Annotated in this window: 15 protein-coding genes, 2 tRNA genes and 1 pseudogene; 6 read left to right on the top strand and 12 right to left on the bottom strand. The window is 56.8% G+C overall.

The features are described 5' to 3' along the window. Window position 1 precedes the first annotated feature (1 nt). Together AC07W4_RS03385 and AC07W4_RS03390 are read right to left on the bottom strand one after the other, a co-directional pair. Complete coding sequence (locus tag AC07W4_RS03385) at window positions 2–388, bottom strand: YkvA family protein (protein ID WP_495031484.1); 387 nt, start codon at window positions 386–388, stop codon at window positions 2–4. A gap of 234 nt (window positions 389–622) precedes the next feature. Then, window positions 623–2,683 (bottom strand): TonB-dependent receptor, encoded by a 2,061-nt coding sequence (locus AC07W4_RS03390; protein WP_495031485.1) that lies wholly within the window; start codon window positions 2,681–2,683, stop codon window positions 623–625. Window positions 2,684–2,989: 306 nt separating this feature from the next. Here AC07W4_RS03390 and AC07W4_RS03395 point away from each other — a divergent pair. After that, window positions 2,990–4,642 (top strand): annotated as a pseudogene (locus AC07W4_RS03395) (cyclic peptide export ABC transporter). A gap of 24 nt (window positions 4,643–4,666) precedes the next feature. Here the strand turns inward: AC07W4_RS03395 and fhuF are convergent. Further along, on the bottom strand, window positions 4,667–5,347 hold the full coding sequence (fhuF, locus tag AC07W4_RS03400; RefSeq protein WP_495031486.1) for a siderophore-iron reductase FhuF: 681 nt from the start codon (window positions 5,345–5,347) through the stop codon (window positions 4,667–4,669). 208 nt (window positions 5,348–5,555) lie between these two features. On the opposite strand from fhuF, the gene AC07W4_RS03405 reads away from it, so the two are divergent. After that, window positions 5,556–7,301, top strand: a complete 1,746-nt coding sequence (locus tag AC07W4_RS03405; protein ID WP_495031487.1) for an ABC transporter ATP-binding protein/permease — start codon at window positions 5,556–5,558, stop codon at window positions 7,299–7,301. Between the two features lie 100 nt (window positions 7,302–7,401). Here AC07W4_RS03405 and AC07W4_RS03410 read toward each other — a convergent pair whose 3' ends face one another. Continuing rightward, a complete protein-coding gene (locus AC07W4_RS03410; protein WP_495031488.1) occupies window positions 7,402–7,743 on the bottom strand; it encodes a winged helix-turn-helix transcriptional regulator in 342 nt (113 codons plus the stop codon). A gap of 97 nt (window positions 7,744–7,840) precedes the next feature. On the opposite strand from AC07W4_RS03410, the gene AC07W4_RS03415 reads away from it, so the two are divergent. The 3 genes from AC07W4_RS03415 to AC07W4_RS03425 all read left to right on the top strand — a co-directional run bounded on the left by AC07W4_RS03415 (window position 7,841) and on the right by AC07W4_RS03425 (window position 9,723). Then, window positions 7,841–8,167 carry a nuclear transport factor 2 family protein gene (locus tag AC07W4_RS03415; protein WP_495031489.1) on the top strand — a complete coding sequence of 109 codons (327 nt, stop codon included), beginning with the start codon at window positions 7,841–7,843 and terminating at the stop codon, window positions 8,165–8,167. Beyond that, window positions 8,167–8,946 carry an SDR family oxidoreductase gene (locus AC07W4_RS03420; RefSeq protein ID WP_495031490.1) on the top strand — a complete coding sequence of 260 codons (780 nt, stop codon included), beginning with the start codon at window positions 8,167–8,169 and terminating at the stop codon, window positions 8,944–8,946. The genes AC07W4_RS03415 and AC07W4_RS03420 overlap by 1 nt, the downstream gene beginning before the upstream one ends. A gap of 231 nt (window positions 8,947–9,177) precedes the next feature. Next, window positions 9,178–9,723 (top strand): hypothetical protein, encoded by a 546-nt coding sequence (locus AC07W4_RS03425; RefSeq protein WP_495031491.1) that lies wholly within the window; start codon window positions 9,178–9,180, stop codon window positions 9,721–9,723. A 143-nt stretch (window positions 9,724–9,866) separates the two neighbouring features. Here AC07W4_RS03425 and AC07W4_RS03430 read toward each other — a convergent pair whose 3' ends face one another. The 8 genes from AC07W4_RS03430 to AC07W4_RS03465 form a co-directional block, all read right to left on the bottom strand. Continuing rightward, on the bottom strand, window positions 9,867–10,565 hold the full coding sequence (locus AC07W4_RS03430) for an ion channel (RefSeq protein WP_495031492.1): 699 nt from the start codon (window positions 10,563–10,565) through the stop codon (window positions 9,867–9,869). A 263-nt stretch (window positions 10,566–10,828) separates the two neighbouring features. Beyond that, complete coding sequence (locus tag AC07W4_RS03435) at window positions 10,829–11,185, bottom strand: VOC family protein (protein WP_495031493.1); 357 nt, start codon at window positions 11,183–11,185, stop codon at window positions 10,829–10,831. A 190-nt stretch (window positions 11,186–11,375) separates the two neighbouring features. Continuing rightward, a tRNA-Cys gene (locus AC07W4_RS03440) sits at window positions 11,376–11,449 on the bottom strand. A gap of 46 nt (window positions 11,450–11,495) precedes the next feature. After that, window positions 11,496–11,571: transfer RNA gene (locus AC07W4_RS03445), tRNA-Gly, on the bottom strand. Between the two features lie 63 nt (window positions 11,572–11,634). Further along, window positions 11,635–12,195 (bottom strand): CDP-diacylglycerol--glycerol-3-phosphate 3-phosphatidyltransferase, encoded by a 561-nt coding sequence (gene pgsA / locus AC07W4_RS03450; protein WP_008051977.1) that lies wholly within the window; start codon window positions 12,193–12,195, stop codon window positions 11,635–11,637. 32 nt (window positions 12,196–12,227) lie between these two features. Further along, window positions 12,228–14,051 (bottom strand): excinuclease ABC subunit UvrC, encoded by a 1,824-nt coding sequence (gene uvrC, locus AC07W4_RS03455; protein WP_495031494.1) that lies wholly within the window; start codon window positions 14,049–14,051, stop codon window positions 12,228–12,230. A gap of 2 nt (window positions 14,052–14,053) precedes the next feature. Further along, window positions 14,054–14,695: a response regulator transcription factor GacA gene (gene gacA, locus AC07W4_RS03460; protein WP_032829778.1), complete on the bottom strand. Its 642-nt coding sequence runs from the start codon at window positions 14,693–14,695 to the stop codon at window positions 14,054–14,056. 97 nt (window positions 14,696–14,792) lie between these two features. After that, a complete protein-coding gene (locus AC07W4_RS03465; RefSeq protein ID WP_495031622.1) occupies window positions 14,793–15,266 on the bottom strand; it encodes a GNAT family N-acetyltransferase in 474 nt (157 codons plus the stop codon). Window positions 15,267–15,919: 653 nt separating this feature from the next. On the opposite strand from AC07W4_RS03465, the gene AC07W4_RS03470 reads away from it, so the two are divergent. Continuing rightward, complete coding sequence (locus AC07W4_RS03470; RefSeq protein ID WP_495031495.1) at window positions 15,920–16,999, top strand: 3-deoxy-7-phosphoheptulonate synthase; 1,080 nt, start codon at window positions 15,920–15,922, stop codon at window positions 16,997–16,999. Window positions 17,000–17,055: the final 56 nt, after the last annotated feature.

Here is a 17,055-nt window from a genome sequence, read left to right on the forward strand (position 1 = left end):
TTCAAAGAAAGTAGCCCCCCAAAATCACCGCAGCAACGAACCAGATTAATACAACGATTACCGCAGCAAATCTGTTCACTGGCCGCTTCGCACGGCTGTTCTCCCACTCATTCGCTTTGACCTGACACTCCTCGAGCACCTGCGCAGGCATCAAGCGAATAGCGAGCAGAATGCCAATAGGCAAAATAATCACATCGTCCAGATATCCAAGCACAGGAATGAAATCAGGAATGAGGTCGATTGGACTCAGCGCATACGCCACGACAAATACCGAAATCCACTTGGGTAACCAAGGTGTTTGCGGATGTCGGTAGCAAAACCAGAGAACCATCGTTTGCCGTTTCAGGTTTCTGGCCCAGCCACGTAAACGATCAAATATGTGTTTCATATCGGAATTGTCTGTACCCAAAGGAGCGTGCCTACAAGCGTAGCGCCTTAGGTGATTGACTGCTATGGGGGCAGATGCAGCCCTTGGCGACAGACAGAAATCGGCCATTAGCAGCCGATCAAGAGAATGCTTATCCACTCACAGATTGTTCGCGTCACTGCACCCGCCTTTCTCTTTTGAGGGTGACGACCGCCTTGAAACCGGAAGCGGGATTCCTTCCCCGCGTCCAAGGGTTTACATGTCGTAGCGCAGGATCAGGCCCAGCGTGCGCGGGGCGCCAACATCAATGATGTCGCCACTGCGGTTGTTGGTGATGTATTCCTTGTCGAAGGCGTTTTTCACGTAACCGGACACCGCGACGTTCTTGGTGATCTTGTACTCGGCGTTGAAGTTGGTCAGCCAGTAGGCGTCGGACTTGCGCACATCAATGACCTGACCCGCTTCATCGAATTCATACTCCGACGGTGAGGTGCTCTGGTAAATGACGTCGGTGTTCAGGGTCAGACGGTCATTCCAGCGATAGGTACCGCCCAGCGCCATCTTGTACTTGGGCGAATAGAGGAAGTCCTCGCCGCTCATGTCCCGGCCATCGCTCGCGACGAAGTCCTTGTACTTGCCATCGGTAACGGAGGCACCGGCCGTCAGGGTCAGCTGTTGGGTGAAGTCCTTCTCGACGGAGACTTCCAGGCCCTTGATGTCACTGCGACCGGCGTTGAACACGTGAAGGAACTCGGTGTTCGGGTCCAGCACACTGACCTGCTGGTCTTTCCAGTCGGTGTAGTACAGGTTGGCGCGGGTACGCAGGGTCTGGTCGAAGAACGAGCCACGGTAGGACAGCTCGTAGTTGGTGGTGTATTCCGGATCGTAAGCTTCGTGACCGGAGCCGGAACGAACGTTGACGCCACCGCCGCGATAGCCTTTTTGCACCATGAAGCCGACGTACTGATTCGCAGCCAGTTCATAGTCGATACCCAGCTTCGGCAGCACGGCATCGAACGACTTGCTGGTTTTTCCCGAGGTGGAGAAGTCGTCCTGCTCGATGTCGGTGTTGTTCTTCTCGTGGTCGTAGCGCAGCCCGGTGATCAGTGTCCAGCGCGGGGCAAACGTCCAGTTGATTTCACCGAACACCGCTTTGTTTTCTATCGTCGTATCGCCCTTGACGGTGCCGACCAGTTCGTTGTCAAACAACAATTGGTCGTGGAAGTTGTTGGTGTTGTGGCCGTAGTAGACACCCGCGAAGCTCTTCACCGTGTCACCGGTATAGTTCAGGCGCAGTTCCTGACTGAACAGGTCGCCATCCTGCTTGCGCAGAACGACCTCGTTGGCATCGGCTGTCTGGTCGAAGTCCAGGCGGGCGTCATAGTCCGAACTGGTATTGGCGGTGAGGCTGGTAATGGACCAGTTGTCGTCCAGGCGGTAATCCACCTTGGCGCTGACGGTGTCTTGTTCGAGTTTGTCGAAAGCCTTGGTGTCGGACGACACGTCGAAATAGCGGACCTTGCCGTTTTCGCGCATGACCGAGTTGTCGCCCTTGCGGCTTTCACCATGGGCGTAAGTCAGCAGAACATCCAGATCGTCGTTCGGCAGGATCAGCAGTTTTCCACGGGCATTGTAGGTGCGGGTCGGGTTGGCATCATTATCGAGAGCGATGTTGTCGATGTAACCGTCACCGTCCTGGTAATCCACGGCGATACGACCGGCGATCTTGTCATCGACGATTGCGCCACCACCGGCAAGCGCCCCTCCGCTCTCGCCGTAGTTGCCCATGTTGCCCTGTAATGAAAGGCTCGGTTCGAAAGTCGGGTTCTTGGTCTGGATGACCACGGCACCGGCCAGTGAGTTACGGCCCTGGGTGGTGGACTGCGGACCGAGGAACACTTCGACCTGCTCGACGTCCCACAGCGGCATCGGGCTGAGGGTCAGGGCGCGGTTGGGTTGCACGGCGCCGTCGACGAACACCGAAACCGCACCGTTGAGCGTGGCCGGGCCCTGGTCTTCGAAACCGGACACCGGTACGCCACGGATGCCCCAGTTCTCGTTACCGGACTGGTTGTAGACACCCGGCGTACGGGCGAATACATCGACCAGGTCATGGTCTTCCTTTTCGCGCAATTGCTTGTCAGTCACCACGACGACACTGGACTGGGTCTGCTCCAGGGTGCGGTTGATTTTTTCACCCGTCACCGTGATCGGAGCGATCTCCATCGTGTTCGATTGTTCAACTGCCCATGCGCTGTTCGACAGGCAGACCGCCGACCCCACAGCCAACGCAATTGTATTCTTTTTGAAATTCACGCCCCGCTCCCCTGCGACAGATGTTTTGTGATTTTTCTTACGTCGATAACGCCACTTTCCTACGGCTGGCGGGAGTCTAATCTAAAGAAATGCTTATTTAAACGCTTTTGATAACTCATCTCATTTGTATTTATCATGCCGACGTGTATCAGACCGAATACAATCCGTGGCAGTATTTCGAGGCGTTTTCTGCCGTGCTCTCAGCGTTGGTTGCTTTCCACTCGCAGTGGTTAAGCTGATCGGTAGCTCTGCAGCGGCAACGGGTTGCGCGCCTTGCGGCCATCATCACTTGCGGAGCGGCTTGAAATGGATTTGCTGATACTCATGGCCAAACGCTCATGGCTCGCGCTTTTTATCGCGAGCCTGACGGGCCTGATTTGTGGGCTGGCGGCAGCGGGCCTGATTGCCTTGATCAACCACAGCCTGGAAGTGTTTGATCAGTTGCGTCCCGCGGATGGTCTGTATTTTGTCGCACTGGTGGGGTTGGCAGTCGTGTCACGGGTGGCATCAGACGTAAGCCTGCTGCGACTGGGACAGGGTGCCGTCCACGATATGCGCCTGCATCTGAGTGCCAAGCTGATCGATACGCCTTACGCGCAGTTGCAACGCCTGGGCAAACACCGTCTTCTGACCATGCTGACCGACGATTCACAGACCATCAGCCAAGCGGTTGAGCTGGTTCCAATCTTGCTGGTCAACACCGGGATCATCACCGCCTGCCTGGCCTATCTGGGTTGGCTCAGTTTGCCGCTACTCGGTTTGACGCTATTGCTGATCGTCCTGGGCAGCCTCAGTTTCAATTGGCCGCAGCGTCAGGCACTGACGTCGATCGCGCGCGCTCGTGAGCTCAAGGATCAGTTGTTCGATCAATACCGCCTGCTTACCGACGGCAGCAAGGAATTGCAGCTCAACCACCCGCGTCGACAACACTTCTTCACTCGCCTGCTGCTACCTGTAAGCCAGCAATACCGTCGGGATTTCGTGCGCGGCATGAGCATTTACGCTGTCGTGCTCAATTGGGGAAATGCGGTGTTCTACATACTGATCGGCGGGGTGCTGTTCGCTGCGCCGCGCTTCATCGACATGAATGCCAGTCTGGCCACCGGCTATATCCTGACCATCCTCTACATGATTACTCCGCTATCCGAGCTGATGCATGCCTTGCCCATTCTGGGCCGTGCCAGCATCGCACTGAACAAGATCCGCGCCCTGGAAGGCGAACTGCGAACCGTCAGCGATACCGTGCAGAGGCCCTCCCAGCCCCAGGTTCGCAGCCTGGTCTGCCGGCAAGTCACCCATACCTATTATCGCGAACGCGAGGACGGTCATTTCACCCTTGGCCCCATAGACCTCACCCTCAATGCCGGCGAAGTAGTGTTCATCACCGGCGGCAATGGCAGCGGAAAAACCACCCTGGCCTTGTTGCTGACCGGCCTTTACCGGCCGGAAAGCGGTGACATCGAGCTCGACGAACAAGTGTCTTCAGCCAGCAGCAATCATCATTACCGGCAGCACTTCTCGGCGATTTTTACCGACTTTTGCCTGTTCGAAGACCTGTTGAACGGCGATGACCCACAGCGGGTGCAGCAGGCTCGGGAATACCTGATTCACCTGCAACTGGACCATAAGGTGCGGATCGAGAATGGACAGTTGACGACCTTGGCGCTGTCCACCGGACAACGCAAACGCCTGGCCTTGCTCAGCGCCTGACTGGAGGACCGTCCTTGCTACCTGTTCGATGAGTGGGCGGCCGACCAAGACCCGGTGTTCAAGCACTTCTTCTACAACAGGATCCTGTCGGACCTGCGAGAGCGTCAAAAACTGGTGATCGTTATCTCCCATGACGATACGTACTTTGGCCTGGCAGACCGCCTGATCCGCATCGAAAACGGGATGCTCAGTGACATCACACCGAGCAACGATGCAGACGCACCGGCACTGACCAAGGTCTGTCCATAAAGAAAGGATTGCACGGTGAGTCGTTCAATCGTCCGCATAGATGTAGTTCAGGTAACTCACCTGTTCTGCCACCGGCAATCGATGCAGCTTGGGGCACGACTCGCATAGCACGGGTGGCTCACTTTCAATGGGCTTGTGCAACTGGTAATGCAGGCAGCAATGTCGACGCAATGGAAGTTGGGCACAAATGTCCGGCGCAGGTGACTCGACCATGCGCTGCAGGCTCCGTAACTTCAGGCGCCCGTCATTCACCGTGGCCGACTCCAGCCACTGGTGCGCCTCGGCGAATCCATCCCTGGACAAATTGGCATCCATTCTCGCAAAGGCACCGTCCCAGATGGCGACCATATTGCCCCACAATACTTTCGGGGCCAGGCCACCGGCGGCAGCCAGGGTGGTGAAAACCGGTGCCAGATGCTCGTGGATCAACCGCGACCAGTAGGCTGCTCGGTCTTCGGGAGGCAGGGTCGGTAAATGGGCGGCCAGCCCCAGCGCCTGTGGTTGACCGTCATCGTGAAACAGCACGGTCTCCTCGCCCCAGAAGTCGATCGCGTGATGACGTGTGAGAACACAGGCCAGGGCGGCGGGCAGGACGATGCCCATATAGTTCATCGACCACTGTGAAACTACGGCTGCGCGGTTCACTCCTGGATAAAGCAGGGCGAATCGGGTCAGCAGTGGTTGCAGCACGACGGGGTCGGCCATTCGGCTCAAGCGTATGAAAGGCGGGTCACCATGATCACTACGGATTACCCGTTGTATCGGCGGCCAGGTCTGGTTAAGCCATTCTGGGAATTCGATAACGGCTCTCCCGCGACTTTCCCTAATTATTGCAAACGATTAGCATTGGCGAATCCTACCTCCCCTCCCTTTCAAACTCAACGTCGCCAGCAACCTGGCTCCCCAGGACCACATGCACACACTCCGCAATTTCTGGCGTCTCGCTCGACCTTTCTGGTTATCCGAACAAAAGTATCCGGCCCTGCTGCTGCTTGTCGCTACGGTGCTGATGACACTGTGCCTGGTGGGGATCAATATCCTCACCAACTTCTGGAACCTGCACTTTTACAATGCCTTGCAGGACAAGGACTACCAAGGTTTTATCCTCGGCGGCCTCCAGTTCATCCTGCTGCAAATCGGTACCGCCACCTTTACCGTGGCTGCGTTTCACTTCCAGCAGAAGCTGACATTGCGCTGGCGCCGCTGGGCCACACGGAACATGCTCGATCAATGGCTGGATAGCCAGCGTTACCAGAAAATGAAGTTGACCGGGGCCGACGTCGACAACCCCGATCAGCGGATCGCCGAGGACATCGATCTATTCATTATCAAATCGCTCAAATTGAGTTTGGGACTGTTGACGTCCGTGGTCTCGCTGTTTTCCTTCCTGCATATCCTCTGGCAGGCTTCCGGCCTGGTCAGTATTCCGTTCGCCGGCCAATCCGTGGTCATTCCGGGGTTGCTGGTATGGATCGCCCTGGTTTACGCGCTATTGGGCACGGGCTTCGCGTTCTGGCTGGGACGCGCATTGCCACGACTCAATTTCATGCAACAGCGGCGCGAAGCGGATTTCCGGTTTTCGCTGATGCGGCTGAGAGAAAATGCCGATTCGGTCGCTCAATACCGAGGCGAAACCGTGGAAAACCTCCGTTTCAATCAACGGCTGGAGGCGGCCCTGGAAAACTTCTGGGCGCTGGTAAAAAAACAGAAATTGGTCATGGGCTATTCGACGTTCTACTTGCGCAGCGCCACCGTCATACCGATGTTCATCATGGCGCCACAGTTTTTTGCCGGCGCATTCTCACTCGGCCGCCTGACCCAGATAAGCGCCGCCTTCGGCGAAGTGCATGCGGCCATCGCTTATCTGGTTGAAGTGTTCCCGGAACTGTCCGAGTGGAAATCGGTGATCGACCGGCTGGTCGGTTTCCAGGAGCGACTGGATAGCGTCGAGGTCGAGTCGAAGGTCATCGTTGGTCAACAGTCCAAAGGCTTCCATATCAAGGACCTGGACATCTGGTTGCCCAATGGCCGGCGCTTGCTCACAGGCTTTAATCTTTCACTCCAACCCGGCGACAGCCTGTTGATCAATGCCCCGTCCGGCTACGGCAAGTCGACGCTGATTCGTGCGATCACAGGGCTTTGGCCTCATGCCAGGGGTTCAACCGCTTTCGACCGAGAGCGGACCCTGACACTCTCGCAAAAACCCTATCTGCCGCTGGGTAGCCTCCGAGAGGCTCTCTGGTATCCCCATCCGCCTCATCACGAAAAAGACACTGCCCTGCGCTCGGCCATGCAGCAAGTCGGCCTGCAACACCTGAGCGAACACCTGGATCAGGAACTTGACTGGACTCAGACCCTGAGCATTGGCGAATTGCAGCGTTGTGCCTTTGTACGGGCGTTGATGACCCGCCCCGCGCTGCTGTTCCTCGACGAGAGTAGTTCGGCGCTCGATTCAGTGAACGAGGCGCGCTGTTATCAGTTGCTTAAACAAACACTACCGGAGTCGATCCTGATCAGCGTCGGTCACAATGCCTCTCTGGAGCGCTTCCATTGGCAAGTCCTGGAACTGCAAAGCGAATCTCAGTGGGAGTATCGAAAGGCAAACGTTGGCGACGCCGTGTGCCAGTCCCGAGGGGATTACAGTGCGATCAAAGACTGAGCGACTATCTAAAATGGGTTGACTGCTGCCGCTGCCCTACGCGTCAGGCTCAAATCGGCCAATAGCAGCCTCTCATGTGAGGCTGCGAAACCTCGGGGGCTCAAGCATCTGGATTGAGCGTCTTCCTAAGTTCCGCCCATTGCAATAGTGCATCCAATGCCGGACACAGCGCCTGGCCCCACTCTGTCATGCGATATTCCACTTTAGGCGGTACTTGCGGATAGGCGGTGCGATGCACGATGCCATCCGCTTCCAACTGACGTAACTGCTGGGCGAGCATCTTCTGGGATATCTCGGGGATTAGCTTTTCCAACTCGGAAAAGCGTTGCACCTGGCCACCGAAGAGGTGGAACAGGATCACCAATTTCCAGCGACCTTCGAGTTGCCGGAGCACTGCTTCCACGCTGCAGGCCGCGGTCGACGGGGTATAAATCTCTCTCATATTTACCTAACTTACTTTTTCGTGGGTTCTTGCCATCTGGTAAGCCTACAGCGAGCATGTGTGTGAAGTCATCCTCACATCAGCGAGGAAATACGCCATGAAAATCGAATTGCCTGAATCAATCGCCAGCTACCTTGCAGGCGAAAAAAATACCGACATCGAGATACTGGAGCGCTGCTTCGCCACGGACGCCACCGTGCGCGACGAAGGTCACACCTACAAGGGACTGGAGACTATCAAAGCCTGGAAGCAAGCTTCGCAGGCCAAGTACCAATACAGTATCGAACCTTTGAGCAGCTCGCAGGAAGGACAGACCATCACCCTGCTCGCTCGGCTGAGCGGGAACTTTCCTGGTAGCCCCGTCGAACTCACCTACACCTTTGTACTCGACAACAGCAAGATCGCATCCTTGGAGATCCGCTGATGAGCATCGCACTGGAACTCGAAGGCCGCCGGGCATTGGTCACCGGCGGGACCAAGGGCATTGGAGAAGCCGTCGTCAGCCGCTTACGCGAGGCTGGCGTAAAAGTCCTGGTAGCGGCGCGTTCGCGTCCCGAGCACCTGCCCGAGAACATCTTCATCTCGGCGGACATCACCACCAGCGAGGGATGTGCCAGCGTCATTTATGCCGTCCATGAGCGTCTCGGCGGGCTCGATATCATCGTTCATGTCGCAGGTGGATCATCGGCTCCCGCCGGTGGCTACGCGATGCTCGATGACCAGGAGTGGCAGCGGGCTCTGGACCTGAACCTGCTCTCGGCAGTTCGCCTCGACCGAGCACTACTGCCCATGCTGCTCAAGCAGGGTTCGGGCGTCATCATCCATGTCACTTCTATCCAGAACCAGCTGCCGCTACCTGAGTCCACCCTGGCGTATGCCGCAGCCAAGGCCGCGCTTTCGAACTACAGCAAGGGTCTTTCCAAAGAGGTCAGCCCCAAGGGCGTGCGTGTGGTCCGGGTGTCACCGGGGTGGGTGGAGACGGAGGCCTCAGTCGCCTTTGTGAAGGAAATCGCGAGGCAGAACGGCACCGATTATGAGGGTGGCTGCCAAATCGTGATGGGCTCGCTGGGAGGTATCCCGATCGGGCGCCCCGCCAGACCAAAGGAAGTCGCTGATCTCATCGCATTCCTTGTCTCGCCGCTTGCGAGCGCCATTACTGGCACCGAATATGTGATTGATGGTGGAACAGTTCCAACCGTGTGACGCTGTTCTTTAGTCAGCATGAATTGTGGCGTGCCCCGTACCGGCTTGCCTCCACTTTTCTGAGTGAAAGACAAAGCGTGAAAGTGAAAAAAGTAAATCTGTGTTCTGTCGCTTGAGCGTCTGCAATAGGTTGTGGATTCAACCGGTCGTGACCGGTTGAATCCACAGCCAAAAGCAGTCGTTCGGCAGTTGGATCAATGATGGTCGATTGGAGTCGATGCAGGCATTTGATTGGCCGAGCCTGCTGATCATGCATCCTTTTTAGAAACAGCTGCCCCTGATAGCATCCGCGCTCTAAAAACGATTGAGCTACTCCTCATGCTACGGATTGCAGCCACCTCTTTATTTGCCATGCTCCTGTCTCAGCCGATCCTGGCGAAACAAGTCTTCCAATGTGCAAACGCAACCGTGACCATTCGCGTCGATGCCACCCTGCCCCTGCGTTCCACCGAGGGTGCAGATGTCATACTGAGTGTCGAAAAAGGCATCCGATCAACGACTCTGCGTTACAGCAACATCGACTTCATTGGTGGAAGATGCGACACGGACATGAACGGTTCTCCCCGAGTCGTCTATCAAGCTGTCTGTAGTGGTTCCGGTTGCTTCGATTTGTCGAACTGGGGTGTCATCAACCCAGACACCTTGCAGGCATTGCTCGCACCCGCAAATGACAGCCTGGACGCCGCTAAACGCCTACTCGGTCACCCACCTGTACTCGCTGGCGAAAAAATGAGTGTCAGCCGCGAAGCCCGTGAATTGGGATTACCCACGCCATAGGGTGATTCTGACTGGCTGCTCTGGGTCGGTTTCAGCCCCTCGTGAGAGACAGAAATCGGCCATTAGCAGTCGGTCGGAAGTGTCTACTCAATCAGGGAGGGGGCATTCACTAATGCCCGGAGGTGGCTCAGGCAAATCGAAAGTCACTTAGTCTGATTCGATGGATAAAGACCGGCAAACCTCGCTATCACAACTCCAACGTAAAAGACTCCTGAAAACTCTTCGACCATCACAAGTGAGCGAGCATGGTTGGTCATAGGAATAACATCACCGTAACCGGTGGTTGTGAGCGTCGTGAGGCTAAAATAGATCAGCTTGAAGAAAGTGCCGGGCTGTACGAAGTCGAGTTGGCCAGGGCCGAATGAGCCAGCCCTTGACATCTCGACCAGGGCATATACGAACGACCAGGCGAAGGCCAGCATGATGTAACCCGCAAGCGCACCATGCAGCTTGTCCGCTGTAATCGGTCCGTGCTTGAGAATATAGCGAAGCACTCCACTGAACGAGACGGCAAGAGACGCCGCATAAGCTATCCCGGCAAGCCGAAGAATCGCCGTACTCTCAGCCCACAACGCTCCCCATTGAAGGCCAACCCCGAGCAACGCCAGGCTCAGCTTGAGGATGAGCCCCCGCCGAGTCTGCCTGGTGGCGAAAGCCCCCACGAGCAGAACGATTGAAAAAAGAATGCCAAGCAACGTACGAGCAAATATACCTTCCTCAAGAAAGGGAAACAGAAGGATCAATCCTAGTAAGAGCAGCAATAGATAGGTGTAGGGACCTTTCCCCATAATCATCTGAGCTAAATCTTCGTCGGATTCGGTTTTATCTTGCGGATTTGTCATAACGGTTTCCCAGAGACGCTCGAGACCAGATGTTGCACGGTTGAATCTGACCGGGCTTTAGTGAAACTCTAGTCGCGAATGCATGTGAGAGGATTCAGCTTGACAGACAGCTATGGGTCGACTTCTGCCCTTCGTGACAGGCAGAAAACGACCAGGAGCCGACATTACAAAACAGTAGTGATCTTTGCCCGTTTCTGTAATGTCGGAGACATTGCTGCCACCCTAAAGCGTTGCAGCCGCAACGTTGAGGGCTCGCCTCGATATCAAGGAGAGGTCGACCACACGGCTAACTCATAGCCATCGGGGTCGATGAAGTGGAAACGGCGACCACCCGGAAACGAAAAAATTTCACGACTAATGGTAGCGCCCGCTGATTTGATCCTTAGCCGGGTTTGCTCAAGATCGTCCGCAAATAGGATGATCAAAGGCCCACCCGTACGCACTGGCTCTCCTGTAGTGAATCCACCACTCATGCGTCCGTCGCTGAACTCGGAATAAGTCGGGCCGTAGTCAACGAAGCTCCAGCCGAATATGCTTGCGTAGAAGGTCTTGCTTCGGTCGATGTCAACGACATTGAACTCAATGTTGTCGATCTGACGGTCTTTTCCTTGCATGCCCATTGACGCTTCCTTGGTTGATTGGGAGTAAGCGAGTCTAGGACATTTGGCCAATCTGTTGCATCGACCGGTTGAGTCCACAGTCGATTGCAGCCCGTCGCGAGAGTCAACTATCGGCCAGTTGCGGAACACTTCACTTTTTTGAAGACAATAAAAAACCCCGTAGATCACTGATCTACGGGGTTGTTTATAGTGGAGGCCGAGGTCGGAATCGAACCGGCGTAGGCGGATTTGCAATCCGCTGCATAACCATTTTGCTACTCGGCCTCAAAACATTTGCTGTCAGTAGCGCGACATCAAATGCGTACAAACTTGGAGCGGGAAACGAGACTCGAACTCGCGACCCCGACCTTGGCAAGGTCGTGCTCTACCAACTGAGCTATTCCCGCGTCTTGGTGTGGCGCATTCTATAGAATCCAGAAGCCCCGTCAACCCCTTGATTCAAAAAAGTTTTATTTCTTTTCAACGTCGGTCTTCAGATGTGGCCAGGCAGCCCGCAAGTACTGGACCATCGACCACAAAGTCAGGCCAGCCGACACCATCAGCAAGGTGTAGCCCAGCAAGACCCAGAAACTGAAATCCTTGGGATTGGCCAGCAGGATCACAAGCGCCAGCATTTGCGCAGCGGTTTTCCATTTGCCAAGGTTCGACACGGCGACGTGGGCACGAGCGCCCAGTTCGGCCATCCATTCGCGCAGTGCCGAGACGACAATCTCGCGACCAATGATCACGGCAGCCGGCAGCGTGAGCCACAGGTTTCCGTGTTCCTGCACCAACAGGACCAATGCAACCGCAACCATCAGCTTGTCGGCAACAGGATCGAGGAAAGCCCCGAACGGTGTGCTTTGCTCCAGACGGCGGGCCAGGTACCCGTCCAGCCAGTCGGTCGCGGCAGCGAACGCGAAGACCGAGGCGGAGGCCATGTAGCTCCACTGGTAAGGCAGGTAAAACAGCAAAATGAAGATCGGTATGAGCAGAACGCGTAGAACGGTAATCAGATTAGGGATATTCATCGGCACAACTGGCTACGAGGTGAGGGGGCATTCTACTCGCTGTGCAGATTTGCATAAATCAACTCTGCGAGCTTTTTACTGATCCCGGGGGCTTTGGCAATTTCTTCGATGCTTGCACGAGACAGCTCCTGCAATCCACCAAAATGTTTCAACAAATCACGCCGACGTGTGGGCCCGACGCCGGCGACGCCTTCCAGTGTAGACGTCCGACGGGTTTTTCCACGTCGGGCGCGGTGCCCGGTAATGGCAAACCGGTGGGCCTCGTCGCGAATCTGCTGGATCAGGTGCAGCGCGGGAGAATCGCCGCGCAAGGTGAACTCATGTGCAGCGTCGTTCAGGTACAGGGTTTCGAAACCGGCCTTGCGCGTCGCGCCTTTTGCCACGCCCAGCAGAATCAGGTCAGGCACGGCCAGTTCATCGAGCACGTCGCGGGCCATGGACAACTGACCTTTACCGCCGTCCACGAGCAGGATATCCGGCAGCTTGCCCTCCCCGTCCTTCAGTTTGCTGAAACGTCGGGTCAGCGCCTGATGCATCGCCGCATAATCATCGCCAGCCGTAACGCCCTCGATGTTGTACCGGCGGTAATCGGCCTTGATCGGACCTTCGGGGCCGAAGACCACGCAGGACGCCACCGTCGCCTCGCCGCTGGAGTGACTGATGTCGTAGCACTCAAGGCGCTGTGGAGGTTCATCCAGCTTCAGCACCTCGGCCAGTGCATCGAAGCGCGCCGTAATGTGCTGACGATTCGCCAGGCGCGCACTCAATGCCTGCTCGGCATTGGTCACCGCCAATTGTTGCCAGCGCGCCCGAGTACCCCGCACGCGATGGCTGATGGTCAGTTCACGACCGCGCAACTCGTCGATGGCGGCGATCAGCGTGGGAAAATCATCGTGGACCACATTGACGATCAACTCGCTGGGCAAGTCGCGTTCAGGACTGCTGATGAAGTACTGGCCGAGAAACGCGGCCATGACTTCGCTGACGTCTTCCTCGATACCGACCTGAGGGAAGAAGTTCTTGCTTCCCAGTACCCGCCCGCCCCGCACGCTGATCAAGTGAACACAGGCGCCGCCCGGGTTGACGAAGGCGGCAATCACATCGACGTCCCCGGTCCCGCCCTCCATGCTCTGTTGATCCTGGACCCGGCGCAGTAACGCAATCTGGTCCCGCAACTCGGCTGCCCGTTCGAATTCGAGATTGATTGCCGCCTCTTCCATCCCGGCGGACAACTCGTCAGTCAGCGCATTGCTGCGCCCTTCAAGAAACATCACCGAATGGCGCACATCCTCGGCGTACACCTGGGGCTCCACCAGCCCGACGCAGGGCGCCTTGCAGCGTTTGATCTGGTATTGCAGGCAAGGGCGCGTGCGGTTCTTGTAGTAACTGTCTTCGCATTGGCGAACGAAAAACGTCTTTTGCAGCAGGCTCAGGCTTTCACGGATCGCACCGGCGCTCGGGTAAGGCCCGAAATATTTGCCCTTGGCCTTTTTCGCGCCGCGATGAATGCTCAGGCGCGGAAACTCTCCGTCGGAGAGAAAGACGTAGGGGTAGGATTTATCGTCGCGCAGCAGGATGTTGTAGGGCGGGCGCCATTCCTTGATCAGCGTCTGCTCAAGTAGCAAGGCTTCGGTTTCGTTGGCGGTGATCGTCGTCTCGACCTGGGCGATACGAGCTACCAGTGCGGCGGTCTTGGGGGCAAGCCCGGTCTTGCGAAAGTAACTCGACAGGCGATTCTTGAGGTTCTTCGCCTTGCCGACGTAGAGCAACCGCCCTTCGTTGTCGAACATGCGGTACACGCCGGGGCGCCCGCTAACGGTCGACAGAAAGGCGCTCGGATCAAAGGTGTCGTTCATTTTCAGAGGCTGGCGTCAACCATGCCATGACGAACCGCCAACAGCGTCAACTCGACATCACTGCTGATCGAAAGCTTTTCGAAGATGCGGTAACGGTAGGTGTTCACGGTTTTCGGGGACAGGCACAATTTGTCGGAAATGATCTGTACTTTCTGGCAGCCGACGATCATCAGCGCGATCTGGATTTCCCGCTCCGACAAGGCATCGAAAGGCGAATCATTGGTGGGCTGGAAAGACTTTATCGCCAGTTGCTGGGCAATTTGCGGGCTGATGTAGCGTTGCCCGGCGAATACCAGGCGAATGGCCTGGACCATTTCCGGCAAACCTGCGCCCTTGGTCAGGTAACCTGCCGCTCCGGCCTGCAACAGCCGCGTAGGAAACGGGTCCTCTTCACACACGGTCACCGCGACGACCTTGATATCCGGATGACTGCGCAATAATTTGCGAGTGGCTTCGAGACCGCCGATACCTGGCATCTTGACGTCCATCAACACCACGTCGGGCTTCAGCTCACGCGCCTTGATCAGGGATTCCTCACCCGACTCGGCCTGGCCGACTACTTGCAGGCCATCGATGTCAGCCAGCATTCGTGTAATGCCTGTACGAACGAGATCATGGTCATCGACTACTAGCACCCTAATCAAGCAGACACCTCGCGATATGGTCTTATTGGGTTGCCAGACACCTTAGCAAAAAGCATCTGGCAGACCTAGCGGAAAGCATCAGATTAAAAGTTTCAATTCATCTTGAAAGGCTTCTCGCAAGCGTGTCGCAGCGATTCAGGCCGGGAATATCCAGCTGCATCTTCAGGAAACACTCGTCCTTGCCCACCACCCTCAATCCCTTGCGCTCGTACAACGCTTGCGCCGGGTTGTTTTCGAAAACCGTCAGGCGCAATGCCGGACGCCGCTCCTGGCATGCCAGAGCCAGTACCTGGTCGATCGCCCAGGAACCAGCGCCCTGTCCACGAAACGCTTCGACGATATGCAATTCGCGGATATACAAGGCTCTGGCATCACGGCTCAGGCTGACATAACCCAGCACTGCGTCGCACCATGTAATCAAACGGTTGTCCCGCCCGGCCCAGGCCACGTCAAACGCTTCGTCCTGCCACAACAGGTCATGCTCAATGTAGTAACGCAGCATGCCTCTGCAGGTCAGGCCGCGGGCGAAGTCCAGGTCATCCGGTGTTGCCGGGCGCCATTGGCGTTCCATCATTCCAATTCCACAGCGAGGGTCATGTGCGTCCTTGTGACGATAGTTTGTTGTTGCAGCGCAAAGTGTGTCACAACCGTGGGGGTACTCAAGCGATAGAAAGTGACGTCGTTTGCCGATAGCATTTTCTGATTGAAACTGCGTACCGGCCTCTAGTAAGCTCGGTCCATCCATCGGAGACAGACCATGTTCAACGCCCTCTTACAGCTTCGTACCGCCAGCGCCCCGCGCTCGGTTGCGGCTGCCCGGGTGAACGACGGTTGTGCTCCGGTCAGCTTTTATTTTGGGTATTGGTTTAGCTACTGGCGCGCCTGATACCCACACGGCGCCCACTTTAAACGGGTCGCCACCAGAGAATTCTCAACCCCCGGTCGGCCTCCCGACCGGGGGTTTTGTTTTTTCAGCCTCCAACACTTTTAGCGACACACCAGACATTCAGAGGATTCAGAACATGAACTACGTCACTTATTACCGTTACGACAGTTTTACCACCTGGCGATTTACCACCCTCCGCTCGGGACAGCCTGCCACCTCCGATCGGTCACCCACAGGTGGCAAGCACACACACGCAGCCAATCCGGCCAATTGTCGAACACCCCAGTAGGGCCGAGCGCGCGGGCACGAACCCGCCACCAGCCCAGGAAGCCTTGAATATGAACTCGTCCGTCTCTGCACTGCCGCTGTCCACTTTGAGCCCTGCCAATGAAGCGCTGACCCTGCGCCTGCCCAGCTCATTGCAACTCAAACAGCAATTGCCCCTCAGCAACGCCCTCACCCGGCAAGTCACCGCCCACCGCCAGGCGGTTCGCGCGATCCTCAACGGTGAAGATTCCCGTCTGCTGGTCATCGTCGGCCCCTGCTCGATACACGATCCGAAATCAGCCCTCGAATACGCCGGTAACCTTGCCCGACTCGCCGCCGAAGTCAGCGACGAAATGCTGCTGGTGATGCGTGCCTACGTCGAAAAACCCCGTACCACGGTTGGCTGGAAAGGCCTGGCCTACGACCCGCACCTCGATGGCAGCGATGACATGGCCGCCGGCCTGTCCCTGTCCCGCGAGCTGATGCGCGAAATGCTCCGCCTGGGCCTGCCCGTTGCCACTGAACTGCTGCAACCGATGGCGGCCGGTTACTTCGATGATCTGTTGAGCTGGGTGGCGATTGGCGCCCGGACCACGGAGTCGCAGATCCACCGGGAAATGGCCAGCGGCCTGGGCATGCCTGTAGGGTTCAAGAACGGTACAGACGGCGGTGTCGGTGTCGCCAGCGACGCCATGCGTTCCGCCGCTCACCCTCATCGCCATTTCGGTGTCGATAGCCAGGGACATCCGGCGATCATTCAAACCCCGGGCAATGCAGACACGCACCTGGTATTGCGCGGCGGCCATCGTGGGCCGAACTTCGACAGTGCCAGCGTCGCCCAGGTGATCAGCGAGCTGACCAGGCTCAGGATTCCGGCTCGAATCATGGTCGATTGCAGCCACGCCAACAGCGGCAAGGACCCGTTGCGCCAACCAGCCGTGTTCAACGATGTACTTGAGCAACGCCTGCAAGGTGATCGCTCACTGATCGGCATGATGATCGAAAGCCATTTGTTCGAGGGCTGCCAGCCGTTGAGTTCGTCATTGAAATACGGTGTTTCGGTGACCGATGGTTGCCTCGGTTGGGCCGGCACAGAGCAACTGTTGCTTGAAGCGGCAGATCGGCTGCGGGCGTCAAACAACGCCCGATAATCAGCATCCTCCGTGCGCCCTCCGGCCCTCATGGGAAGACAGGAGGGCAAATGGCA

This window comes from Pseudomonas sp. GW821-FHT02A08, from assembly GCF_059422045.1.

Coding starts and splice junctions, on each gene's coding strand:
- AC07W4_RS03385 (WP_495031484.1), bottom strand. CDS start 388: ATGAAACACATATTTGATCGTTTACGTGGCTGGGCCAGAAACCTGAAA.
- fhuF (WP_495031486.1), bottom strand. CDS start 5,347: ATGGCCGACCCCGTCGTGCTGCAACCACTGCTGACCCGATTCGCCCTG.
- AC07W4_RS03405 (WP_495031487.1), top strand. CDS start 5,556: ATGCACACACTCCGCAATTTCTGGCGTCTCGCTCGACCTTTCTGGTTA.
- AC07W4_RS03410 (WP_495031488.1), bottom strand. CDS start 7,743: ATGAGAGAGATTTATACCCCGTCGACCGCGGCCTGCAGCGTGGAAGCA.
- AC07W4_RS03415 (WP_495031489.1), top strand. CDS start 7,841: ATGAAAATCGAATTGCCTGAATCAATCGCCAGCTACCTTGCAGGCGAA.
- AC07W4_RS03420 (WP_495031490.1), top strand. CDS start 8,167: ATGAGCATCGCACTGGAACTCGAAGGCCGCCGGGCATTGGTCACCGGC.
- AC07W4_RS03430 (WP_495031492.1), bottom strand. CDS start 10,565: ATGACAAATCCGCAAGATAAAACCGAATCCGACGAAGATTTAGCTCAG.
- AC07W4_RS03435 (WP_495031493.1), bottom strand. CDS start 11,185: ATGGGCATGCAAGGAAAAGACCGTCAGATCGACAACATTGAGTTCAAT.
- pgsA (WP_008051977.1), bottom strand. CDS start 12,195: ATGAATATCCCTAATCTGATTACCGTTCTACGCGTTCTGCTCATACCG.
- uvrC (WP_495031494.1), bottom strand. CDS start 14,051: ATGAACGACACCTTTGATCCGAGCGCCTTTCTGTCGACCGTTAGCGGG.
- AC07W4_RS03465 (WP_495031622.1), bottom strand. CDS start 15,266: ATGGAACGCCAATGGCGCCCGGCAACACCGGATGACCTGGACTTCGCC.
- AC07W4_RS03470 (WP_495031495.1), top strand. CDS start 15,920: ATGAACTCGTCCGTCTCTGCACTGCCGCTGTCCACTTTGAGCCCTGCC.